This is a genomic window from Methylobacterium sp. B4 (assembly GCF_003201865.1).
Classification (GTDB): Bacteria; Pseudomonadota; Alphaproteobacteria; order Rhizobiales; family Beijerinckiaceae; genus Methylobacterium.
On record NZ_QJJJ01000010.1, the window covers coordinates 88,821 to 112,482 of the forward strand.

Consider the following 23,662-nt stretch of genomic DNA (forward strand, 5'->3'; position numbering starts at 1 on the left):
GGAGACCGAGAGCCGATGAAACTTCCGCGCCGCTTCTTTCAGCCGCTCGCCGCGGGCGCGCCCGAGCCGTTCCGCGAGCTGCCGATCAAGCTCGAGCGGATGATCCACTTCGTGCCGCCCCACAACGACAAGGTCCGCGCCCGGGTGCCGGAGCTGGCCAAGACCGTAGACGTGGTGCTCGGCAACCTTGAGGACGCCGTCCCCGCCGACCAGAAGGAGGCGGCGCGCAAGGGCTTCGTCGAGATGGCCCGGGCCACCGATTTCGCGGCCTCCGGCACCGGCCTGTGGACCCGCATCAACGCCCTGAACTCGCCCTGGATTCTCGACGACCTGTTCACCATCGTCGCCGAGGTCGGCGACCGGCTCGACGTGGTGATGGTGCCCAAGGTCGAGGGGCCCTGGGACATCCACTACATCGACCAGCTGCTGGCCCAGCTGGAGGCGCGCCACAACGTCGCCAAGCCGATCCTCGTCCACGCCATCCTGGAAACGGCCGAGGGCGTGGCCAACGTCGATGCCATCGCCTCGGCCTCCCCCCGCATGCACGGCATGAGCCTCGGCCCGGCGGATCTGGCGGCGTCGCGCGGCATGAAGACCACCCGGGTCGGCGGCGGCCACCCGGATTACCGCGTCCTCTCCGACCCCAAGGGCGAGGAAGCCCGCGCCTCCGCCCAGCAGGACCTCTGGCACTACACCATCGCCAAGATGGTCGATGCCTGCATGGCCAACGGCATCAAGGCCTTCTACGGCCCCTTCGGCGACTTCTCGGATTCGGCCGCCTGCGAGGTGCAGTTCCGCAACGCCTTCCTGATGGGCTGCGCCGGCGCCTGGACACTGCATCCGAGCCAGGTGGCACTGGCCAAGACCGTGTTCGCCCCCGATCCGGCGGAGGTGAACTTCGCCTCCCGCATCGTCGAGGCGATGCCCGACGGCACCGGCGCGGTGATGATCGACGGCAAGATGCAGGACGACGCCACCTGGAAGCAGGCCAAGGTCATCGTCGATCTCGCCCGGCTGGTGGCCGAGAAGGACCCGGATCTGGCCAAGGTCTACAATCTGCCCTGATCGGCGCGAAGGAATGCGGGGGCCCGGGTTCGGCCCGGGAACCCGCATCGCAGCCGCCCGGATTTCGCATGCGGGCCCCGCGTTGGAACGGAAGGGGCGGGAAGCCTATCTAACGGTCATGACCCAGACCAGCATGAGAACCGCCAAATTCGGCCTCGGGGCGGTGGTCCGGCACCGGATCTACCCGTTCCGCGGCGTGGTGTTCGACGTCGATCCGGAATTCGCCAACACCGAGGAATGGTGGCTCGCCATTCCGGAAGAGGTTCGGCCGCGCAAGGACCAGCCCTTCTACCACCTGCTCGCCGAGAACGCGGACAGCGAGTACGTCGCCTACGTCTCCGAGCAGAACCTCCTGCCCGACACCTCCGGCGAGGCCCTGCGCCACGCCGGCATCAACGAGGTGTTCGAGCGCAGCGCCGACGGGGTCTACCGCATGCGGACCAGCCACGCGAACTGATCCGCCGGGCTGGTCGGGGCGGCTCGTGCGGGGACGGAACCCTTTGTTCAAGCGTCTTTGCTAGCGAAGCCGTAACCTTACCGTTGCGCGGGGCCCGTTGGCGATGGATGTGGTCACCATGCTGCTCATGAGCCTCGCGGCGGCGGCCGCCGCCGCGGGCTTTCTCGCCTTCGAGTGGCGGACCCTGCGCAACGGCGCGCTGCTGCTCTGGTGTGCGGGCTTTGCCACCATCGTAGTCGGCTGCGGGCTCTCGCCGCTGCGCTCCGCCTCCTTCCTCCTCGGCGTCTGGTTCGCCAACGGCCTGCTCGTCGTCGCCCATCTCGCCTTCCTCTACGGCACCGCGCGCTTCACCGGGCGCCGGATCGGGCCGCTCTGGTGGGGGCTGCTCCTGCCCTGGGCCGGTCTGCTTCTGCTGCCGGCCGGGCTCGACCCCACGCCGGCCTTCGCCGTGACGAACAGCGCCCTGGTCGCCGTCGCGGCGCTGAAGGCCGGCCATCTCCTCCTGTCCCGGAGCGGTGCGCCGTTTCCAGAGCGCACGGCCGCCTCGGACGGCCTGGGCGCCGTGTTCCTCGTCCACGGCGCCTTCTACGGCCTCAAGGCGCTGCTCGTGCCCCTGCCCGGCGCCTTCGTCAGTCTCGTCGGCTTCAAGGGGATCATGATCCAGATCTCCCTGTTCGAGGGCATCCTGGTCGAGATGCTTCTCGCCCTGCTGATGGCCACCGCCGTGCGCCGCAGCCGGGAGGAGGCGATGACGCGGCTGGCCGAGCGCGATCCCCTCACCGGCGCCTTCAACCGCCGCGCCTTCGAGAGCCGGGCCGCCGAGACCCTGCGCGCGAACGCCGGGCGGCCCGGCGCCCTGCTGCTACTCGATGTCGACCGCTTCAAGACGATCAACGACCGCCTGGGCCACGCTGCCGGCGACCGCATCCTAGTGGCGCTCATCCGCGTGCTCGACGCGCTGCTGCCGCGCGGGGCGATCCTGGCGCGGCTCGGCGGGGACGAGTTCGTGATCCTGATTCCGGAGGCGGAGGAGGCGGCGATCCGCGCGTGCGGGGCCGCGATCCGCACCGGCCTGACCCTCGAGGGAGCCCGCGATCTGCCGGTGGCCGCTACGGTGAGCCTGGGCGCGATCCTGTTCGAGAGCGAGCCGGCCGGGGGCCTCTCAGCCCTGCTGGCCGGCGCCGACATCGCGCTCTACGCAGCCAAGGGCGAGGGCCGCGACCGGCTCCATGTCCGCCGCCTGGAGACGCCGGCCGAACCGGCGGCGCGGCGGCGGCAGCCGGACGCGGTCAATGCCGTGCGCGTGCCGCCGGGCGACGGCTGCCGCGCCTGAGACACCGGCCCTGGGGCCGGTGCCGATTCCGCTCGGATCAGGAGATCAGGTCGAGCTTGGCCGTCTCGAAGCCCGCCGCCCGCAGGCCGTCGGGAAGCGCGGTGTAGTCGGGATAGCCGGCCTCGCGGGCCATGGCGTCGAGGGCGTTGCGCTCGTCGTCGGCGCTGCCCGTCCAGAGAACCGCGCCGCTCGTCTTCTGTCGAATCTGGAAGATGCTCATGCCGTCCTGTCCATCGAGGAAGAGTGTTCTGACAGGACAACCCGGCCAAGCCGGGCCGGTTGCACGGCTCCGCGCATGTGGTGGCGCGAGCGATGACTTGAGGCGCGTGCCGCGCCCGGCCGGAGCGGGCGGGGAAGTCTGATTCCGACCGGTCGAACGGGCTGTTGCCGCCGCGCGACACTTCGGGCAGGCTCTTTGCGGATCGGCATCTCCGGCGGAACGCGCCACGAAATCGCCGATCGCAGCGCGGAAAGCGGGATGCGGCGCATCGGCGCCCCCCGAGAGGCTCTTCCCGATGCCGGCCCATTCTCCCCTGCGTCCGCTCGCGGCCTCGATCGCGGCGGCTTGCCTCTCCGGGACTTGCCTGCTCGGGACTTGTCTCCTCGGGGCCGACTCCCTCCGGGCCGCCGAGGCGCCGCCCGCATCCTCGGTACCCGATCCGGCCACGCTCCTGCCCGCGGTGAGCGTGGTCCCGGCGGAGCGGCGCGAGATCGTCGAGCGGGCGATCGTCACCGGCACGCTCGTACCCCGCGACGAGATCCTGGTCGCCCCCGAGGTCGAGGGCCTGCGCATCGTCGAACTCGCCGCCGAGGAGGGCGACCGGGTCGAGCGCGGCGCGGTGCTGGCCCGGCTCTCCCTGGAGATGATCGAGACGCAGGAAGCGGCCAACCTCGCCGCCACCGCACGGGCCGAGGCCGCCATCGTCCAGGCGAAGAGCCAGATCGTCCAGGCGGAGGCGGCCCAGGTCGAGGCGCGCCAGGCCCTGGAGCGGGCGCAGGCGCTGGTGAAAACCGGCAACGCCACCGCCGTCACCCTGGAGCAGCGGGTCTCGGCCGCCCAAGGGGCGGAGGGACGGCTCGACGCGGCGCGGGCCGGGTTGGCGCTGGCCGAGGCCGATCGCGCCACGGCGCGGGCGCAAGGCCGCGAGATCGCCCTGCGCCGGGCTCGCACCGCGATCCGCGCCCCGGAGGCCGGTATCGTCAGCCGCCGCACCGCCCGGGTCGGCGCCACCGCCAGCGCGGTGGGCGAGCCGCTGTTCCGCCTGATCGCCCGGGGCGAGATCGAGCTGGAGGGCGAGGTGCCCGAAACCGCCCTGCCGCGTCTCCGGGCCGGCGCCCCGGCGCGCCTGGAAACGGAGGACGGGCGCGTCATTCCCGGCGCGGTGCGCCGGGTCTATCCGGAGGTCGAGCGCGCCACCCGGCTCGGAAAGGTCCGCATCCGACTGGAGCCCGACCCGGCCCTGCATATCGGCGCCTTCGCCCGGGGCCGGGTCGAGGTCGCCCGGCGCACGGGCGTCGCGGTCCCGCTCGCCGCCGTGCTCTACGCCGCCGACGGCTCGGCGAGCGTGCTGGCCGTGGCGGAGGGCCGCGTCGCCGCCCGCCGGGTCGAGACCGGGCTCTCGGCGGAGGGGTTCACGGAGATCCGCTCCGGGATTGCGGCGGGGGAGAGCGTGGTGGCCCGGGCCGGCTCGTTCCTGCGCGACGGCGACCGGGTGCGTCCCGTGCCGCCCGCCGCGGCGCAGGCCGCCGCCGGTTCGCGCTGAGGAGCCCGGATCATGCGCCTCAACGTCTCGGCCTGGGCGATCCGCAAGCCCATCCCCTCGCTCGTCCTGTTCCTCGTGCTGATGGTGCTCGGCCTCGTCAGCTTCCGCTCCCTGCCGATCACCCGGTTTCCCAACATCGACATCCCGATCGTCTCGGTGACGGTCACGCAATCGGGCGCCGCCCCGTCCGAGCTCCAGACCCAGGTCACGAAATGGGTCGAGGATTCGGTAGCCGGGGTGAAGGGCGTCAAGCACATCCTCTCGACCATCGCGGAGGGCTCCTCGATCACCACGATCGAGTTCCGCCTGGAGGTGAACCAGGATCGCGCCGTCAACGACGTGAAGGACGCGATCTCCAAGATCCGCATCAACCTGCCGCGCACCATCGACGAGCCGATCATCAGCCGCGTCGAGATCGCCGGCCTGCCGATCATGATCTACGGCGCCTCCGCCCCGGCCATGGCGCCCGAAGACCTGTCGTGGTTCGTGGACGACGTGGTCGCCCGCTCGATTCAGGGCGTGAAGGGGGTGGGCGGCGTCGAGCGGCTGGGCGGGGTCGCCCGCGAGATCCGCGTGACCCTCAAGCCCGACCGGCTGCTCGCGCTCGGCATCACCGCCGCGGACGTGAACCGGCAGCTGCGGCTCACCTCCGCCGACATGGCGGGCGGGCGCGGGGAACTCGCGGGGAGCGAGCAGTCGATCCGGACATTGGGCGCCTCGTCGAGCCTGGAGACGCTGGGGGCCACCTCCATCGTCGTGCCGGGCGGGCGCAAGGTGCGCCTCGACGAACTCGCCACCCTCATGGACGCGGCCGAGGAGCCGCGCACCTTCGCCCGCTTCAACGGCGAGCCGGTGGTGGGCTTCGCGATCTCCCGGGCGATGGGGGCGAGCGACGCCGAGGTCGCCGCCGCGGTGGCTAAGCGCGTCGAGACCCTGCACGCCGAGAATCCGGGCGTGCGCTTCGACCTGATCGACACCAGCGTCGTCAACACCATCGGCAACTACCACTCGGCGATGCTGGGCTTGCTCGAGGGGGCCGCGCTCGCCGTGATCGTGGTGTTCCTTTTCTTGCGCGACTGGCGCGCCACCCTGATCGCCGCGGTGGCGCTGCCGCTCTCGGTGCTGCCGACCTTCTGGGTGATGAGCGCGCTCGGCTTCTCGCTCAACGCGGTCAGCCTGCTCGCGATCACGCTGGTGACCGGCATCCTCGTCGACGACGCCATCGTCGAGATCGAGAACATCGTCCGCCACATGCGGATGGGCAAGTCGGCCTACCGCGCGTCGCTCGAGGCCGCCGACGAGATCGGGCTCGCGGTCATCGCCATCACCGCGACCATCATCGCGATCTTCGCCCCCGTCTCCTTCATGCCCGGCATCGCCGGCCAGTACTTCAAGCAGTTCGGGCTCACCATCGCCGCGGCGGTCTTCGTCTCGCTGCTGGTCGCGCGGCTGATCACGCCGCTGCTCGCCGCCTACTTCCTGCGCGACCACGGCCCGGACCACGAGCGCGAGGGGCCGGTGATGCGGGCCTATACCCGCCTCGTGGCGTGGTCGGTGCGGCACAAATACCTGACGCTGATCCTCGGCCTCGCCTGCTTTGCCGGCTCGATCGCCTCGACCCGGCTGCTGCCCGCGGGCTTCATCCCGGCGGAGGATGCGGCGCGCACGATGTTCGTGGTCGAACTGCCGCCCGGCGCCCGGCTCGACGACACGCAGCGCCTCTCCGACGGCCTCGTCGAGACCCTGCGCCAGATGCCCGAGGTCCGCTCCGTCTTCGTCGATGGCGGGCGCCAGTTGCCCGGCAAGAAGGAGGTGCGGCTGGCGAGCCTCACCGTGAACCTCACCCCGAAGAGCGACCGCGCCCTGACCCAGAAGCAGGTCGATCTCAAGATATCGAGCGTCCTGCGGCAGGTGCCCGATATCCGCTTCTGGTCGCTGCAGGAGGGCGGGCAGCGGGAATTCGCCCTGATCGTGTCGGGGCCCGACAAGGCGATCGTGGCGGATGTCGCCGCACGCCTGCAGCGCGAGGCCATGGGCGTCCCCCACCTCGTCAATGTGATCTCGACCGCGCCGCTGGACCGCACCGAGATCCGCATCACCCCCAAACCGGGCGTCGCCGCCGATCTCGGCGTCTCGACCGATGTCATCGCCGAGACCGTGCGAGTCGGCACGATCGGCGACATCGCCGCCAACCTCGCCAAGTTCAACGCCCGGGATCGCCAGATCCCGATCCGGGTGATGCTGCCCGAGCGCCTGCGCGGGCAACTGCCCGAGATCGAGACCCTGAAGGTGCCGGTGAAGGCGGGCGCGGCGGTGCCGCTCTCCACGGTGGCCGATCTGACGCTGGGGCGCGGCCCGACCGCCATCGACCGCTACGACCGCACCGTGCGCGTCGCCGTCGAGGGCGACCTCCAGGGCTCGGACGCGCTGGGCTCGATCATCGAGCAGGTGATGGCCCTGCCCGCCGCGACCAACCTCCCCGAGGGCGTCACCATCCGGCAGACGGGCGACGCCGAGATCATGGGCGAGGTGTTCGAGGGCTTCGCCCTCGCCATGGGCGCCGGGCTGATGATGGTGTTCGGCGTCCTCGTGCTGCTGTTCGGCAATTTCCTCCAGCCGCTCACCATCCTGTTCTCGCTGCCGCTCTCCATCGGCGGGGCGATCCTGGGGCTCCTCGTCTTCCAGATGCCGATCTCGATGCCGGTCGTCATCGGCATCCTGATGCTGATGGGCGTGGTGACCAAGAACGCGATCATGCTGGTCGATTTCGCCATCGAGGAGATGGCCCGCGGCGTGGACCGGGTCACCGCCATCGTCGATGCCGGCCGCAAGCGGGCGCGGCCCATCGTCATGACCACCATCGCCATGGCGGCCGGCATGGTCCCCTCCGCCATGGCGCTCGGCATCGGCGGCGAGTTCCGCGCGCCCATGGCGGTCGCGGTGATCGGCGGGCTGATCGTCTCGACGGGGCTGTCACTGATCTTCGTGCCGGCGATCTTCCTCCTCGTCGACGATCTGTCGCGGCTGTTCGTGCGCCTGTTCGGCCGCTTCGTCGGCGGCACGGACGACCCGGAGGACGGGCAGGGGGATGTGGAAGGGGACGGACCCTATCGCCCGGGCGCACCCGCCAACGCCGCCGGCGGCTATGGAGGACGGGCCGCGGCCGAGTGAGGCCCCGCCGCCGCGACCGCAGTGAGGCCGGGACACATCAAGTTCTCGCGGCCCCGCGCACGGGGGTGATCGTGCGTCCCGAGGCTAAGCCGATCAATCCGCCGTTCCTGCAGCTTGGCCGCCGCCGCCGGCCCGACGGCAATTCTCTGCCCGCTGCGAATACGCGAGAGTTGTAGGATCGAGACAATGCGAAGCATTTCGCAACACTTTTGATATAGCGGGAGGAATGCGCTTCGCGTCCGACATGTGACGTGCGGCCGACGGATGATCGATGCAGGAACCGCGGGACCGATCCGGGCGTCGGAACGGCTCAGAGAGCCGTGAAGGCGCGCGCGCTGCGACGTCCGGCGAGGACGTTGTCGTCCTCGTCTCGGACCGGCGCGAGCGGGCGGAGCGCTTGGCCCGCGGCATCGCCCTCGTCCTGCCCTGCCGCGTGATCGAGCCCGGGGCGGCCCTGCCCGCCGGGCGGCTCGTCGCCTTCATCGTCGATCTCGCCGCCGAGCACGGAAACGCGACGGCCTGGATCGCGTGGCTCGCCGGCCGCATCCGCGACAGCGGCCTACCCTGCCTTTATCTCGCCCGGGGCCGGGCCGCCCAGGACGCGGCCGCCATCCGCATGCTCGGCGCGCCGACGGTGATCGATCCGCGCCAATCCTCCGGCATCGTCCCGACGCTGCTGCGCCTCGTCGCCGAGGGAGGCAAGGGGGCCTTCTCCGCCGGCGAGCGGTCGCTCCCGGCCAGGGGGCGGGCGCCGGAAGCGGCCGGAACGGTCGAGCCCGGGGCGGGAACGCCGCTGGCCCGGGTCGAGACCGCGACGACCCTCGTCACCCGCCTGTTCGACGCCGCCGCCGCCGGGCGGCCCCCGAGCCCGGAGGAAGCCGAGGCGGGCACGCAGATCGTGCTCGACACGGTGTCCGAGGTCGGCATCCGCGGCTGGCTCGACCTCGTCTGGCGCCACGACATCCAGGTCTACCAGCACTCCCTGAGCGTGGCGGGCTTCGCCGCCGCCTTCGCCGCCGAACTCGGCTTCTGCCGGGCCGACCGGGAGCGGCTCGCCCGGGCCGCCCTGCTGCACGATGTCGGCAAGGCCCTGATCCCGCTCGCCATCCTCAACAAGCCCGGCCCCCTGACGCCCGACGAGATGCGGGTGATGCAGACGCATGCCGCACTCGGGGCCGACCTGCTGGCCCGGGACGGTGCCTTCGCCCCCGAGATCCTCGACGTGGTGCGCTACCACCACGAGCGTCTCGACGGCTCGGGCTATCCCGAGGGCCTGACCGGGCCGCGGATCGGCGACCTCGTCCGCCTCGTGGCGATCTGCGACGTGCATTCGGCGCTCACCGAGCGCCGGGTCTACCGCCCGGCCCTGTCCGCCGGGGAGGCGCTGGCGATCATAGAGAGCCAGGCCGGCCAGCTCGATGCCGACCTGCTCCGGGTCTATCGCCCGGTCATCGCGCGCGCCGGTTCCGCCGCGGACCGCCCGGGCCCGACGGGCTGAGCCGGTCCGCGCGGCGGCCTCAATCCGTCCCTTCGTCCATTCCTTCGCCCGCCCGCTGCCGCGCCGCCTCCCGCTCGGCCAGCAGGCACAGGATCTCGAAGGCGATCCCCGCGCCGGCGAGCGCCGTGATCCCGGTGGGGTCGAGGGAGGGCGCGACCTCCACCACGTCCGCCCCGACGAGATCGAGCCCGCGGAAGGCCCGCAGCAGGTGCAGCGCCTCGCGGGTCGTGAAACCGCCGATCTCCGGCGTGCCGGTGCCGGGCGCGAAGGCGGGATCGAGGCTGTCGATGTCGAAGCTGAGATAGGTCGGGCCCTCGCCGACCACCGCGCGGGCCTCCGCCGCCACCTCGGGCAGGCCGCGGGCGCAGACCTCCTCCATGGCGATGATCCGCATGCCCTGGGCCAGGGCCCAGTCGCGCTCGTCGGCAGCGTCCATGCTGCCGCGGATGCCGATCTGCACGCAGCGGCGCGGATCGAGCGCGCCCGCCTCGATCGCCCGCCGGAACGGCGTGCCGTGGGTGAGCCGCGTCCCGCCGTACTGCGCGTCGTCGGTGTCGCTGTGCGCGTCGATATGGATCAGGCCGAGGCGTTCCCCCCGCGGACGGGCGGCGCCGAGCGCCCGCAGCACCGGATAGGTGACGAAATGGTCGCCGCCCACGGTCAGCGGCACGATCCCGGCCTCGGCGAGCGGCCGGTAGAAGGCCGCGATGCGCCGGTCGGTCTCGGCGGCGTCCACGGGGTTGACCGGCACGTCGCCGAGATCGGCGCAGACCGCCAGGGCGTAGGGAGCGATGCCGGTGGCGTGGTTGAGCGCCCGCGTGCCGGTGGAGGCCTCGCGCACGGCCCGCGGCCCGAGCCTTGCCCCGGGCCGACCCGTGGTGGTGCCGTCGAAGGGAATGCCGATCAGGCCGATCTCGACCGCGCCCGGCGCCGCGCCGGGATCGAGGACGGGCAGCCGCATGAAGCTCGCGAGGCCCGAGAAGCGCGGTGTCTCCATCCCGGAGGCCGGGCGGAACCGGGCCAGCCGCTCCGCCCGCGCGCCGGCGCCTCCCCCGTCAACCCCCGTTGCCTCGTCCGGCACGATGATCCTCCCCGGCGCCGATCCTGCACGGCCTGTCCTGCCCGCATCAAGCCGCCGGGGCCGTCCGTCCGCAAGCCCGCCGTCGGTAGGCCGGTCGAGGGACCAATCCCGGCGGATCGCCCTGCGCGGGGCCTGATCGGCCCGCGCGCAGGGCGTTGGCTTCAGCCGCGCTGCTTCGAGCGTAGCGCGCTGGCATCGCCCGAGGTGTTCGTCATCGGCCCGGCCAGCCCGCTGGAATGGGCCGCGTCCCCGCTTTCGCCCTGATCATCGGTTTGGCGGGCGCCGACATGGTCGTGGTACTGCTCTGTCTGGACGTGGCGGCTGTCGAGGCCGCGCTCGTCGGAGTGCCGGGACTTGTCGCGGTTGCTCAGCACCTCGTTCTCCCCGAGGATGCCCTCGGGCAATTCGGTCATGGCGCCGGTCCCGTCGCCCTTGCCCTGCGCGCCGGGGCCCATGCTGTGCCGGTCGGCCTTTGCCATGATGTCGCTCCTGTCGCTGTGATGGCGTGGAGGATGGATCTGGGAAAAGGGGCGACGAGAGCAAGCTGAGCGGGAGAAAACTTAAAGATCTCCGCGCCGGGAACATTTCCCGCCACGTCGATCTCAGCGGCGCTGTTGCGCTGAAGAGCGGTGCGCGGGTCGCGATCCTTTGGCGAATGCCTCACGGCTGCAGCGAAGGCGGGCCGAGCAACTTGACTCTTCCCGTCAGACCCATGTTGCCCCGCCCGCGCGCGCCTCAGCGTGGGCGTCCCGCGAGCAACTCCGCGAACCGTGCCACCAGCCGCCGCCCGACCTCCTCCTTGCCGAGCTTCGGCCAGGTTTCGACCCCGCCCTCGCGCGCCACGAGGTGGACGGTGTTCTCCAGCCCGCCCATCACGCCGCCCTCCGCCGAGACATCGTTGGCCACGATCAGGTCGCAGCCCTTCCGCGCGATCTTTTTCCGCGCGTTGTCGATCACGTCGTCGGTCTCGGCAGCAAAGCCCACGACGAGGGGCGGGCGCCCCGCACTCCGCCCGGCGATGGTGGCGAGGATGTCCGGGTTCTCGACCAGGGCCAGGGGGGCAGGGAGGCTGCCATCCTTCTTGATCTTGCCCGCCCGCGTCTCGGCGGGGCGCCAGTCGCCGACCGCGGCGGCGAAGATCGCCAGATCGGCCGGCAGGGCTGCCTCGACCGCGGCCAGCATCGCGCGGGCGCTCTCCACCCGCACCACGGCGACGCCCTCCGGATCGGGGACCGCCACCGGCCCGGAGACCAGGGTGACCCGCGCCCCGGCCTGCGCGGCGGCGGCGGCGACCGCGTGGCCCTGGCGGCCCGAGGAGCGGTTGGCGAGGTAGCGCACGGGGTCGATCGGCTCGTGGGTCGGCCCCGAGGTCACGAGCACGTGCCGCCCGGCCAGCGGTTTTTCGGGGACCTCGTGGCCCGCCAGAAACCCGATGCCGGGGCTCGCGGCACGTTGCCTCAGCAGCGTTTCGAGGGCGTCGGCGATCTCGTTCGGCTCGGCCAGCCGTCCGGGGCCGAACTCGGCCTCGGCCATGGCGCCCTCGTTGGGGCCGACCACCGCGACGCCGTCGGCCTTCAGGGTCGCGAGGTTGCGCTGCGTGGCCGCGTGCTGCCACATCCGCACGTTCATGGCCGGGGCGATCAGGATCGGCAGGGTGGTGGCGAGCAGTACCGTCGAGGCGAGGTCCGGCGCGTGGCCGGTCGCCATCCGCGCCATCAGGTTGGCGGTGGCCGGCGCCACCACGATCGCGTCCGCGTCCCGGGCGAGCTTGATATGGCCGATATCGGCTTCCGTCTCCCGGTCGAACAGGTCGGTATGCGCCCGCTCCCCGGCGAGCGCGGCGGCGGCCAGCGGCGTGACGAATTCCTGGGCCGACTCCGTCAGCAGCGGGCGCACCCGCGCCCCGCGCTCGCGCAGGCGCCGGATCAGGTCGAGCGCCTTGTAGGCGGCGATCCCGCCGCCGACGATCAGGAGGACGCGGCGGCCGGCGAGCGGGCCTGAGGGTGAGTTCGGCATGGACGCAGAACGGGGGTTTGCGGCGCGCGCGTCAAGAGTGAGGCGGGGGCGCCCTCACCGGAAGGCCAGAACCAGCGCGCCCACCGCGATGCCCCACAGCGCGACCGTCGACCAGATCGCCCGCCGCCGCTCCAGCCGGGCGATCCGCTCCATCACCTGGATCTCGTGAGAGCCCTCCTCGTCGAGGCGGATCATGATGCGGCGGATGCGCTGGGCGATGTCGGGGATGTCGGAGACGACCTCGGCGAGCGTCAGCGCGGCGCGGGCCCCGCCCTCGATCCGGCCGACGGGGCCGAGATGGCGGGTGATCCAGCTGCGCACCACCGGTTCGGCGCCGGTCCACATGTCGAGCTGCGGATCCAGCGAGCGGGCGACGCCCTCCACCACCACCATGGTCTTCTGGAGCATCACCAGTTCGGTGCGGGTGCTCATGTCGAACAGGGCGGTCACGTCGAACAGGAGGGTCAGCACCTTGGCCATCGAGATCTCGTCGGCCCGGCGCTGGTGGATCGGCTCGCCGATCGCCCGGATCGCCTGCGCGAAATCGTCCACCGAGTGGTGGCGCGGCACGTAGCCCGCCTCGAAATGCACCTGCGCCACCCGGCGGTAGTCGCGGGTGATGAAGCCGAGCAGGATCTCGGCCAGGAAGCGCCGCTCGGCATGGCCGAGCCGGCCCATGATCCCGAAATCGACCGCCACCAGCCGGCTCTGGGAATCGACGAACAGATTGCCCGGATGCATGTCCGCGTGGAAGAATCCGTCGCGGATGGCTTGGCGCAGGAAGGACTGGATCACCACCCGGCCGAGCGCCTTCGGGTCGTGGCCCGCCGCGACGATGCCGGCGCGGTCGTTGAGGCGCACGCCGTCGATCCACTCGGAGGTCAGCACGTCCCGCGCGGTCAGCGCCCATTCCGGCCGCGGCGTGCGGAAATCCGTGTCGCCCTTGGTGTTCTGGGCCAGCTCCGACATCGCCGCCGCTTCGAGCCGGAAATCCATCTCCATGGTGACGGAGCGGGCCAGGATCTCCACGACTTCGCGCGGGCGCAGGCGCTCGGCGTCGGGCAGCAGCGCGTTGACGATGCGGGCCATGAACCGCATCGCCTGCAGGTCCTTGGCGAAGCGCTCGCGCACGCCGGGCCGCATCACCTTGACCGCTAGGTTGCGCTGCGTTCCGTCGGCGTCGAGCACCGTCGCCTTGTGGACCTGGGCGATGGAGGCCGCGGCGATCGGCTCGCTGAAGGCGGTGAACAGGGCCGAGACCGGCTTGCCGAGTTCCCGCTCGACCACGCGCAGGGCGATTCCCTGGGGGAAGGGCGGCACCCGATCCTGAAGCCGTTCGAGATCGCGCGCGGCGGCCATGCCGACGATGTCGGGGCGGGTGGCCAGGAACTGGCCGAACTTGACGTAGGAGGGCCCGAGCCGGGTCAGCGCCCGCTCCAGCGGGCTCGCGCCGGGCGCCTGCGCGATGCCGCGCCGCTCCAGCAGGCGGCCGACCTTGAGGGCGAGCCGCAGGTGCGGCGGCAATTGCGCCGCGTCGATCAGCGCCAGCCCGCCCTCGCGGGCGAGCACGAAGCCGACATGGGCGCCGCGGGCGAGGTGGAAGACGGCCCCGAGCATCATCGAACCCTGAAAGGCGTTTGCTCGGAGAGGGATCGCACCGGATCGCCGGCGCAAGGCGTGCCCTGCGCCGCGGAGCTCGACCCTGCCGACACGCCCGCGGCGGCGGTCGTCAGCGCTTGAGATCGGAAGAGAATCAAGAAATCTTCCAGCCGGAATGGATCGCGACGATGCCGCCGGAGAGCCGGCGGTGGCTGACATGCGCAAAGCCTGCCGCCTCGATCATCCGGGCGAAGCTGTCGGGGGAGGGGAACTTGCGGATCGACTCGACGAGGTACTGGTAGGATTCCCGGTCGCCCGCCACCCGCTCGCCGATGCGCGGGATCACGTGGAAGGAGTAGGCGTCGTAGATCTTTTCGAGAACCGGCAGGTCGACCCGCGAGAATTCCAGGCACAGGAAGCGCCCGCCGGGCTTGAGCACCCGGTGCGCTTCGCGGAGCGCCACGTCGATGCGCGGCACGTTCCGGATGCCGAAGGCGATAGTGTAGCTGTCGAACCGGTTCGCCGGCAGGGGCAGCGTCTCGGCGTTGCCGGTCACGAAATCGATGCGGCCGTCGTAGGCGTGGCCCGCCCGCTCGGCGCCGACCCGCAGCATCGCCTCGTTGATGTCGAGCACGGTGACGTGGGTCTCGGGGCCGCCCGCCGCGAGCGTGCGGAAGGCGATGTCGCCGGTGCCGCCGGCCACGTCGAGATGCTGGTAGGGCCGCGTGCGCGACGGGCGCAGCATCGAGATCAGGTGCGACTTCCAGGCCCGGTGCAGCCCGCCCGACATCAGGTCGTTCATCAGGTCGTAGCGGCGCGCGACCGAGCGGAACACGTCGTCCACCCGCGCCTGCTTCTCGGAGAGGCGCACGCGCTCGTAGCCGAAATCGGCGGTGGCTTCGCTGTCGCCGGCTCCTCTGCCCGTTCCGCTCATCCGATCCTACCCTGCGCTCGCCCGGCCCCGCTCACGGTTCCGGCCGAGCCTCCTTAGCGAATGCCGGCCGGAACCGCCATGCGGCAGGGGGGATGCGGGAGCGGTCGGCGCCGGATCGGAAAAGGATCAGCTCCGCAGCGGGCCGCCGACGAGCCAAGCCGGGTCGAACCAGCGGTCGGCCTCGCCGTCGTAGGGCAGGCGGGTCACGTCCCAGTGCTGGATGTATTTCGCGTAGACGTTCCAGACCGCGATGCCGCCGCCGACGAAGATGCGCCGGCCGGGATAGCGGGCCAGCACCGCTTCCGGGTCCTCGTGCGAGCGGATCACGTCGATGGTGCGGTCCTTGAACGCGAATTCCGGCACCGAGGCCACGGTCTTGGGGCCGGCGATCAGCACGTGGCCCATGGTGAGCGCGAAGAAGCGCGTCACGTCCTCCACGAAGAGCGGATCGGTGTTGCCCTCCCAGGGTAGGTGCCCGTTGAGGCCGAGCTGGCCCCGCTGGCCGATGGCACAGATGCAGCGGACGTCGATCATGGCTGAACCCGGAAAAACGAAGAATGCGGGCTCCGCCCGCGACCCGCCGGGGCCTGAGGCCCCGGACCCCCTTACTGAGGACTCTGGAACTCCAGAACCCGGTCGCTGGGGAAATCGTAGAGTTTGCCCGTCTCGTTCCAGGCGGGTGCCACGAGCCGCACGAAATGCGGTGCCAGATCCTCCGGCGTCTTCAGCGTCGAAGGGTCCTCGCCCGGCATCGCCGCCGCGCGCATGCGGGTGCGCAGCGGGCCGGGATTGAGCAGCATCGCGCGCACCCCCGTGCTCGCATTCTCTGCGGCGTAGGTGCGCACCATCGCCTCGAGCGCCGCCTTCGAGACCGAGTAGGGTCCCCAATAGGCCCGGCACTTCGCGGCAGCACCCGAGGAGACGAACACGGCCCGCCCGGCATCCGAGCGCTGCAGCAGCGGGTCGAAGGAGCGGATCAGGCGCCAGTTGGCGGTGACGTTGATCGCCATCACCTGATCCCAGGTCTTCGGGGTGACGTGGGAGACGGGCATCAGGTTGCCGAGGATGCCGGCATTGCCGATCACGGCGTCGAGCCGGCCCCAGCGCTCGTTGAGCGCCGCGCCGAGGCGGTCGATGGCGTCGTAATCGGTGAGGTCGAGGGGCACCAGCGTCGCGTGGCCGCCGCCCGAGCGGATCGCGTCGTCGAGTTCCTCCAGGCCGCCCTGCGTGCGGGCCACCGCGACGACGTGGGCGCCGGCCCCCGCCAGCGCGAGCGCCGCGGCGCGGCCGATGCCGCGGGAGGCGCCGGTGACGACGGCGACGCGGCCGTCGAGGATCGTGTCGGCCATCAGCTTCAGTCCGCCTCGGCCAGCATCGCGAAGCGCTTCGGCCCGGCGATCGCCAGATCCGTCAGGCCGGTCGGGTAGTCGCCGGTGAAGCAATGGTCGGTGTATTGCGGGCAGGCGGCGTTGCGCTCGGTCTCGCCCATCGCCCGGTACAGGCCGGGGATCGAGAGGAAGGCGAGCGAATCGGCGCCGATATATTGGCGCATGGCCTCGAGGTCGTGGGTGGCGGCGAGCAGCTTCTCGCGCTCGGGCGTGTCGATGCCGTAGAAGTCGGGATAGGTGATCGGCGGCGAGGCGATGCGGAAATGCACCTCGCGGGCGCCGGCATCGCGCATCATCCGCACGATCTTCACCGAGGTGGTGCCGCGCACGAGGCTGTCGTCCACGAGCACGATGCGCTTGCCCTCGACCGCGGCGCGGTTGGCCGAGTGCTTCATGCGCACGCCGAGTTCACGCACGGTCTGGGTCGGCTGAATGAAGGTTCGTCCGACATAATGGTTGCGGATGATGCCCATCTCGAAGGGCAGGCCCGCTTCCTGCGCGAAGCCCAAAGCCGCCGGCACGCCCGAATCGGGCACCGGGATCACCACGTCGGCCTCCGGCGCCGCCTCGCGGGCGAGTTCCTGGCCGATGGCCTTGCGCACGCCGTAGACGCTCTTGCCGTTCACCACCGAGTCCGGGCGGGCGAAGTAGATGTACTCGAAGATGCAGGGGCGCATCGGCCGCTGTTCGGCGAAGCGGATCGACTCGACGCCCTCTTCCGAGATCACCACCACCTCGCCGTTCTCCACGTCGCGGATGAAGCGGGCGCCGATGATGTCCAGCGCGCAGGATTCGGAGGCGAGGATGTAGCGCCCGTCGAGTTCGCCGAGCACCAGGGGGCGGATGCCCAGCGGGTCGCGGGCGCCGATCAGCTTCTTGTTGGTGAGCGCGACGATGGCGTAGGCGCCCTGGATCTGCTGGAGCGCGTCGATGAAGCGCTCGACGATGCGCGGTTTGCGCGAGCGGGCGGCCAAGTGGAGGATCACCTCGGTGTCCGAGGTCGACTGCGTGATGGCGCCGTCCTTGACGAGGTCGCGGCGGATCGAGAGCGCGTTGGTCAGGTTGCCGTTATGGGCCACCGCCAGCCCACCGCTGGCGAGTTCGGCAAACAGCGGCTGGACGTTGCGCAGGATGGTGCCGCCGGTGGTCGAGTAGCGCACGTGCCCGATGGCCGAGCGCCCGGCCAGCCGCTCGATCGTGGCGCGGTCGGAGAAGGAATCGCCCACGAGGCCCTGGCGGCGCTCGGAGTGGAACACCCCCTCGTCGTAGGAGACGATGCCCGCCGCCTCCTGGCCGCGATGCTGCAGGGCGTGCAGCCCGAGCGCCGTGATGGCCGAGGCGTCGTCGTGCCCGTAGATGCCGAAGACGCCGCATTCCTCGCGAAGCGTGTCCCCGTCGATGTCCCAGTCCTGGGCATCGGCGCTCGCGCAGACAGCTGACATGTCGATCTCGAATCCTGGAGGCGCGAAACCGCGGGCCTCACGTCCGGCACGGCAGGAAACGGCCGGGCGCTGCCGCCCGCAGCCTCTGCCGCGAGGGGTTACGCCGGGACCGTCGTGAAACCGTTACCTAGGTGCGGATCGCGTCGCAACCAAGACCGATTCCAGCATATCAGCGTTTCGGTGCAGGCCCGGCATCGCTGCGGCGCTGGGCGGGGAGTTCGGTCTCCGGCGGCGGCTCCTCGGCCGGCGCGTCGCCCTTGGGCTTGCGGAACTGCTTGAGGAAGCCTTCCGGGTTGTCGGGCAGCTGCGCCACCAGCGCCTCGCCCGAACTCTCCAGAATCGGCCGGCTCTTGGCCTGCGCGGCCCAGTCCGGCACCTTGCCCTGGACGAGCCAGGCCAGGAACACCCAGCCGATCACGCAGATCAGGAAGCCGCGGCCCGCGCCGAAGAGGAAGCCGAGCGAGCGGTCGACGGCGCCGATCCGCGAGTCGAGCACGAGGTCGGACACCTTCACCGTGATCAGCGAGACCACGATCAGGGTGCCGAGGAAGATCGCGGCGATGGAGGCGACGAGCGCCACCGTGTCGCTGGAGACGTGCTGCTTCACGGTGGGCAGGAGCAGCGGGTGGAGCGACCACGCCACCGCGGCGGCGGCCACCCAGGCGATGATCGCGAGCACCTCGCGGGTCACGCCGCGCACGGCAGCGAGCAGCGCCGAGACGAGCACGATGCCCAGCACCGCAAGATCGAGGACGGAGAACGGCATCGCAGGTTACGCTAATCGGGGGCGGGACAGGGCGGCTTCGCCCGGACGGCGACGGCTCCCCTCGGGCCGCGCGTCCGCTGTGGTCGTTAACGATATACCCCGGCGAACCTCGGCCGTCACCTTCGGGCCTCGAATCCTGGACCAGCCATGCTCCTTGCAATCAGAATCCCGGTGTGCCGGCGCGGCGAACTCCCTTGGAATGCCGCGCGCGTGGCGCTAGCCCTGCTGATCCTGTCCGCCCCGCTCCGCGCGGAACCGGCGAGGCCGGTCCCGCGCGAGGGCGGCCTCGAAGTCCTCGACGCACCCATCCCCGGCCGGATCAGGGACGGCGTCCCGGTCCTGATGCCCGGAGCCATCACGATGGCGCAGGGCTTGTCGCCCCTCGACACCTCGCTCGCCGGCCGCAAGAACCCCGATGCCATCATGCTCGGGGTCGGAAACCGGATCTCGTTCTGTCCCGCCCTGTCGTGCATCCACGGGCCATCGGACGGCCGGATCGACCCGGCTTTTTTCGACCATCAGCGCACCTCCCTGCTGATCTCGGCCAGCACGCAGATCGACAACGCGGCGGAGGAGCAGACGCTCGCCGTCACGACGACCATCGGGACCGGCCGGCAGAAGGTGTGGGCGGCCCGGACCGGCTTCGCGCTCGGCGACAACGTGTCGAGCGGCAACGCCACCTATCGGGTCGTGCAGGCCGGAACCTCGGGTGCGAACAATCCGCTGCCGGGCTCGCGGCCCGCCTCGGTTCCGTTCACGGTCTCCGACGGGTCGGTCAAATGGCGCTGGATCAACGATGCCAGCATCGCTGCGAAGGTCGGCAGCTACTTCGAGACGGAGGTCGTCGAGGGGGCCGGCGCGGCCTGGAACGCGGCGTTCAACTATCACCTGCGGACGCCGCCGGTCGCGCCGGGATTCTTCCCCAACGTGGAGCTCGATTACGGCAACGATTCGGGCCGGGACTGCCCGCTCGGCATCGATTGCACCAACCTGCGGCTGGCCGCGAGCGGCAAGGCGATCACCACCAACCTCGCGATCGTCGGAAACGAGACGGCGGCGAACGGGTACTCGACCATCTGGGGCATGCGCCTGAACGGCGACGGGCTCGCCTCGCAATCCGCCATCGAGATCGACGCGGCCTCGCCCGTCGGCATTGGCTTCGGCCTGTCCGGGCTGGGCGGGCAGTCGCACGCGATCGCCACCATCAGCGACGCCTCGTCCGGCCCTGTCTCCTACCTCGTCACGGGCGCCCATACGACGGCGAGCATCCTCGACGATTCCTCCGCCCCGGTCTCGCTCAGCATCGGCGGCGCCAAGTCGGTCGCCGGTATCCGGGAGGGGTCGAAGAGCCCGGCCGGCATCGTCCTCCAGGGGGCCTACGGCGTGGCCCAGATCCAGGGCAACGGCTGGTCGGTCGATCCGGCCGGGCGCATCATCACCCGGGCGGGCGTGGTGGAAAGCGCTTCCTCGCCCCCGGCGAGCAGCGCGGCGCCCTGCCGCGTCGGCGAGCGCGCCTGGGACGCGGACTGGGAGTATCGCTGCATCGCCCCCAACCGGTGGAAGCGGTCGGCGCTGCAGGATTTCTGAGGCGCGTCCCTTCGCGCCCCGGTTACATCTCCTCCTCGTAACTCATGGCCTTCTGCCGCCCACCCCGCCGCGGCGCGCCCGAGGCGATGCCGGCCACGAGGTCGGCGATGTGGCGCAGGGCCTCGGTCGGCAGCGCCCGGTCCCCGGCCTCGCCGCGCCCCTGCGGGGTGATCGCCTTGCCGAAGCCGAGCTTCAGCGCCTCCTTCAGCCGGGCGGGCGCCTGCGAGACCGGCCGCACCGCCCCCGACAGGCCGAGTTCGCCGAAATAGACCGAATCGGAGGGAAGAGCCGCCCCCGAGAGCGAGGAGACGAGTGCGGCGGCGACCGCGAGATCCGCGGCGGGCTCGGAGATGCGCAGGCCCCCCGCGACGTTGAGGTAGACGTCGTGCCCCCCGAGCCGGATGCCGCCATGGGCCTCCAGCACGGCGAGCACCATCGAGAGGCGGTTCGGGTCCCAGCCCACCACGGCCCGGCGCGGCATCCCGAGCGAGGAGGGGGCGACCAGCGCCTGGATCTCCACGAGCAGCGGCCGCGTGCCCTCCATCCCGGCAAAGACCGCGGTGCCCGGGGCGGCGTGGTCGCGGCCCGCCAGGAACAGGGCGGAGGGGTTGGGGACTTCCGCGAGCCCGGCATCGGTCATCTCGAACACGCCGATCTCGTCGGTCGGCCCGAAGCGGTTCTTCACGGCGCGCAGGATCCGGAAGTGGTGGCCCTGGTCGCCCTCGAAGGAGGCGACCGCATCGACCATGTGCTCGACCACGCGGGGGCCGGCGATCTGCCCGTCTTTCGTGACGTGGCCGACGAGGATGACGGCCGTGCCGGTGGTCTTGGCGAAGCGGATCAGGGCCTGGGCGGAGCTGCGCACCTGCGTGACGGTGCCCGGCGCCGACTCCACGGTCTCGGTCCACATGGTCTGGATCGAGTCGATGATGACGAGCGCGGGCGGGTGGCCCTGCGACAGCGTCTCGACGATGTCCTCGACGTTGGTCTGCGCCGCGAGTTCGACCGGGTGCCGGGTCAGCCCGAGCCGCTCGGCGCGCAGGCGCACCTGCCCCACCGCCTCCTCGCCGGAGATGTAGGCGACGCGCTCCCCGCTCTTGGCCATCGCAGCGGAGGCCTGCATCAGCAGGGTCGACTTGCCGATGCCGGGATCGCCGCCGAGCAGGATCACCGAGCCGCGCACGAAGCCGCCGCCGGTCACCCGGTCGAGTTCGTTGATGCCAGATGGCGTGCGCGGCGCCTCCTTGGCCTCGCCGGTCAGGCCTTCGAGGGGGAAGACGCGGCCCCGCGCCCGCGAGGGCCGGGTCGCGGCCGGGCCGGATTGGGGGCCGGCGGAGGCGACCTCCTCCTGGATCGTGTTCCAGCCGTTGCAGGCCTCGCAGCGCCCGCGCCAGCGGTTGTAGACCGCCCCGCAGGACTGGCAGACGAAGGTCTGTTGGATTTTTGCCATGGGAGACGGCTCAGGGCGGGGATCTGTCGAACCTCCCACCCAGCCCCCGCATCCTGAGGTGCTGCGAAGAGGCCTCGAAGGAGGACTCCAGCCGGCCGCGCGATCCTGGAGCCCTCCTCGAGGGCGCCGCTTCGTGCCGCCGCCTCAGGATGAGGGGAATGGGTGGGATAGGTCGGTCACTCTACATAGTCGCGAACATAACGGGAACCCAGCCCCGTCAGGATCTCGTAGCCGATGGTGCCGGCGGCTTGCCCCACCCTGTCGATGTCGAGGGCATCGCCGATCAGCGTGGCGGTGCCGCCGCGCCGGGCCTGGGTTGCGTCGGTGACATCGAGGATGATGAGATCCATCGAGATCAAGCCGACGATCGGGCAGGGCACGCCGCCGACCAGAGCGTGGCCGCTGTTGCTGGCCGAGCGGGGATAGCCGTCGGCGTAGCCGAGCGAGAGCGTGGCCAGCCGGCGCGGGGCAGGGGCCTGCCAGCGGGCGTTGTAGCCGCAGGTCGCGCCGGCTTCGACGTCACGGACCTGCAGGATCGTCGCCTCCAGCCGAACGACCGGCCGCATCGGATTGGGTCGGCCCGGCTCCGGGTTGCCGCCGAACAGCGCATAGCCCGGCCGCAGCAGGTCGTGGCGTGCGTCGTTCGCGAGGCAGGTGCCCGAGGAATTGGCGAGCGAGGCGCGCATCTGCGGAAAAGCCGCCCTCACTTGGCTGAAGTCGGCGGCTTGGCGCGCGTTGAGCGGGTCGCCGGGCCGTTCCGCGCTGACGAGATGGCTCATCACGAGGTCGATGCCGGCGCGCGCGATCACCGGATCACCCGCCAGCGCCAGGGCCTCCGCGACGGAAAGGCCGAGCCGGTTCATGCCGGTATCGACGTGGAGCGCGGCCGGCCACGCGCCCTGTGTGGCCTCCGCCCACTCGGCGAGTTCTTGCGCGTCCCCCAGGACGGGGCGCAGGCGGTGGGCACGAAACGCCTCCGCGCTGCCGGGCGGCAATCCGTTGAGCACGTAGAGCGCCGCGTCCGGCAGGATTTTCCGCGCGGCGATGCCCTCGGAGAGGTGCGCCACGAAGAACGTCCGGCAGCCCGCGCCCCACAGGGCCGGCGCGACCGCGGACAGCCCGCAGCCATAGGCGTCCGCCTTCACCACGGCACCGCACTCGGCCCACGGGGCGCGAGCCGCGAGCGACCGCCAATTCGCGGCCAGCGCTGCGAGATCGACGGTCAGGCGGGCGCCGTGGCCCGGGGCGCGAGGATTGGCACGGCTCGGCGCGGGACTGTCTTCTAAGATGGTCAGAACGTCCCGCCCTCCGGCGGCCAGGGCACCGGCCGGTTCATAATCGCCTCGAAGGTGTAGGGGCATTCGGCGGGGAAGACATCCTCATCGAGTCCAGTCTCGCCAGCGGCGTCGATGCGGGCCCGGCGGTAGGCTTTGGCAAGGGCGCCAGGAAGCCTGCGCTTGAGGCTCGGATGACGTTCCAGCACCTCCTCAGCGTCGAGGCGACCGTTGCGGATCGAGAGATGCCAGCTCCGCGTCCGCTTCTCCGGCTGATGATCCCACTTCAGGAGATGCAACAGCGTGATCCGCAGTGCACTCTCCATCCGGTTGTAGATCTCGCCGCCCAAGTCCTCGATCTCCTCAGCCAGATTGAGCGCGTCGAGGGCGGCGAACTGCCCGCGGCGGAGCGCCTGGGCCTGCTCGTAGGCCCAAGCGTAGAGATCCCGATCGAGGTGATCGGGCCCCGTCCGGGCGTGGGTGGCCTCTGCGAGGAGGTGCGCGAGCGGCTCGGCCCGGGCCGGTGGGGGGGGCTTTTCGGCAAGCGTGGCAAGGTAGAGGTCGGCGGGGCCGCCGTCCGGCGCCACGTCGCTGACCCGCGGCAGAACGGTATCGAGAAGGATCGGTCGGCCTTCTTCGGCGAGGCGTCCTGCCACCTCGAAAACACCGCGGTGCAGATTCTCGGTCCAATCCTCGTCGCGCAGGATCGCGGCGATCCGTCGGTAGACGGCGGGCTCGGCCAGGATGAGGCCGACGAGCTGTTGCTCGGCCTCGAAGACCTCGTTCAGCGTCGGCGGCGCGGGCGGCCGCGCCTTCGGTGCGAGAGCCACGTCGTCTC

General features: G+C 71.3%; 20 protein-coding genes. 7 read left to right on the top strand and 13 right to left on the bottom strand.

Features of this window, described 5'->3' with window-relative positions:
• Positions 1-15: 15 nt before the first annotated feature.
• From BY998_RS14285 to BY998_RS14295, 3 genes are all read left to right on the top strand, one after another.
• The gene (locus BY998_RS14285; protein WP_110352281.1) at positions 16-1,065 is read left to right on the top strand and encodes a CoA ester lyase; all 1,050 of its coding nucleotides are present in this window, start codon (positions 16-18) and stop codon (positions 1,063-1,065) included.
• Between the two features lie 118 nt (positions 1,066-1,183).
• Entirely contained in the window at positions 1,184-1,522 is a 339-nt protein-coding gene (gene hspQ, locus BY998_RS14290) for a heat shock protein HspQ (protein ID WP_110352282.1), read from the top strand.
• A gap of 118 nt (positions 1,523-1,640) precedes the next feature.
• Entirely contained in the window at positions 1,641-2,855 is a 1,215-nt protein-coding gene (locus BY998_RS14295) for a GGDEF domain-containing protein (RefSeq protein ID WP_245421592.1), read from the top strand.
• Positions 2,856-2,892: 37 nt separating this feature from the next.
• Here the strand turns inward: BY998_RS14295 and BY998_RS14300 are convergent, their stop codons facing one another.
• Positions 2,893-3,075: a hypothetical protein gene (locus BY998_RS14300; RefSeq protein ID WP_110352284.1), complete on the bottom strand. Its 183-nt coding sequence runs from the start codon at positions 3,073-3,075 to the stop codon at positions 2,893-2,895.
• A 295-nt stretch (positions 3,076-3,370) separates the two neighbouring features.
• On the opposite strand from BY998_RS14300, the gene BY998_RS14305 reads away from it, so the two are divergent.
• From BY998_RS14305 to BY998_RS14315, 3 genes are all read left to right on the top strand, one after another.
• On the top strand, positions 3,371-4,618 hold the full coding sequence (locus BY998_RS14305; protein ID WP_110352285.1) for an efflux RND transporter periplasmic adaptor subunit: 1,248 nt from the start codon (positions 3,371-3,373) through the stop codon (positions 4,616-4,618).
• A 12-nt stretch (positions 4,619-4,630) separates the two neighbouring features.
• The gene (locus BY998_RS14310; RefSeq protein WP_110352286.1) at positions 4,631-7,789 is read left to right on the top strand and encodes an efflux RND transporter permease subunit; all 3,159 of its coding nucleotides are present in this window, start codon (positions 4,631-4,633) and stop codon (positions 7,787-7,789) included.
• 271 nt (positions 7,790-8,060) lie between these two features.
• Positions 8,061-9,287 (top strand): HD domain-containing phosphohydrolase, encoded by a 1,227-nt coding sequence (locus tag BY998_RS14315; RefSeq protein WP_110352287.1) that lies wholly within the window; start codon positions 8,061-8,063, stop codon positions 9,285-9,287.
• A 19-nt stretch (positions 9,288-9,306) separates the two neighbouring features.
• Here the strand turns inward: BY998_RS14315 and speB are convergent, their stop codons facing one another.
• From speB to BY998_RS14360, 9 genes are all read right to left on the bottom strand, one after another.
• Positions 9,307-10,284: an agmatinase gene (gene speB, locus BY998_RS14320; RefSeq protein ID WP_245421597.1), complete on the bottom strand. Its 978-nt coding sequence runs from the start codon at positions 10,282-10,284 to the stop codon at positions 9,307-9,309.
• A 245-nt stretch (positions 10,285-10,529) separates the two neighbouring features.
• On the bottom strand, positions 10,530-10,847 hold the full coding sequence (locus tag BY998_RS14325) for a hypothetical protein (RefSeq protein ID WP_110352289.1): 318 nt from the start codon (positions 10,845-10,847) through the stop codon (positions 10,530-10,532).
• Positions 10,848-11,103: 256 nt separating this feature from the next.
• Positions 11,104-12,384: a bifunctional phosphopantothenoylcysteine decarboxylase/phosphopantothenate--cysteine ligase CoaBC gene (gene coaBC, locus BY998_RS14330; protein WP_110352290.1), complete on the bottom strand. Its 1,281-nt coding sequence runs from the start codon at positions 12,382-12,384 to the stop codon at positions 11,104-11,106.
• A 54-nt stretch (positions 12,385-12,438) separates the two neighbouring features.
• Complete coding sequence (ubiB, locus tag BY998_RS14335; RefSeq protein WP_110352355.1) at positions 12,439-14,001, bottom strand: 2-polyprenylphenol 6-hydroxylase; 1,563 nt, start codon at positions 13,999-14,001, stop codon at positions 12,439-12,441.
• 136 nt (positions 14,002-14,137) lie between these two features.
• Positions 14,138-14,917, bottom strand: a complete 780-nt coding sequence (ubiE, locus tag BY998_RS14340) for a bifunctional demethylmenaquinone methyltransferase/2-methoxy-6-polyprenyl-1,4-benzoquinol methylase UbiE (RefSeq protein ID WP_110352291.1) — start codon at positions 14,915-14,917, stop codon at positions 14,138-14,140.
• Between the two features lie 126 nt (positions 14,918-15,043).
• On the bottom strand, positions 15,044-15,451 hold the full coding sequence (locus tag BY998_RS14345) for a dihydrofolate reductase (protein WP_110352292.1): 408 nt from the start codon (positions 15,449-15,451) through the stop codon (positions 15,044-15,046).
• 71 nt (positions 15,452-15,522) lie between these two features.
• On the bottom strand, positions 15,523-16,266 hold the full coding sequence (locus tag BY998_RS14350; protein WP_110352293.1) for an SDR family NAD(P)-dependent oxidoreductase: 744 nt from the start codon (positions 16,264-16,266) through the stop codon (positions 15,523-15,525).
• Positions 16,267-16,271: 5 nt separating this feature from the next.
• Positions 16,272-17,747, bottom strand: coding sequence for an amidophosphoribosyltransferase (gene purF, locus BY998_RS14355; protein WP_110352294.1), 1,476 nt, complete (start codon positions 17,745-17,747; stop codon positions 16,272-16,274).
• A gap of 169 nt (positions 17,748-17,916) precedes the next feature.
• Complete coding sequence (locus BY998_RS14360; protein ID WP_110352295.1) at positions 17,917-18,513, bottom strand: CvpA family protein; 597 nt, start codon at positions 18,511-18,513, stop codon at positions 17,917-17,919.
• A gap of 210 nt (positions 18,514-18,723) precedes the next feature.
• Between BY998_RS14360 and BY998_RS14365 the strand changes: the two genes are divergently transcribed.
• Positions 18,724-20,100 (top strand): hypothetical protein, encoded by a 1,377-nt coding sequence (locus BY998_RS14365; protein ID WP_245421593.1) that lies wholly within the window; start codon positions 18,724-18,726, stop codon positions 20,098-20,100.
• A gap of 22 nt (positions 20,101-20,122) precedes the next feature.
• Here the strand turns inward: BY998_RS14365 and radA are convergent, their stop codons facing one another.
• The 3 genes from radA to BY998_RS14380 all read right to left on the bottom strand — a co-directional run bounded on the left by radA (position 20,123) and on the right by BY998_RS14380 (position 23,654).
• Positions 20,123-21,550 carry a DNA repair protein RadA gene (gene radA, locus BY998_RS14370; protein ID WP_110352296.1) on the bottom strand — a complete coding sequence of 476 codons (1,428 nt, stop codon included), beginning with the start codon at positions 21,548-21,550 and terminating at the stop codon, positions 20,123-20,125.
• A 176-nt stretch (positions 21,551-21,726) separates the two neighbouring features.
• Positions 21,727-22,839: an alanine racemase gene (gene alr / locus BY998_RS14375; protein ID WP_245421598.1), complete on the bottom strand. Its 1,113-nt coding sequence runs from the start codon at positions 22,837-22,839 to the stop codon at positions 21,727-21,729.
• 2 nt (positions 22,840-22,841) lie between these two features.
• Positions 22,842-23,654 (bottom strand): DUF29 family protein, encoded by an 813-nt coding sequence (locus BY998_RS14380; protein WP_181425527.1) that lies wholly within the window; start codon positions 23,652-23,654, stop codon positions 22,842-22,844.
• Between the last annotated feature and the right edge of the window lie 8 nt (positions 23,655-23,662).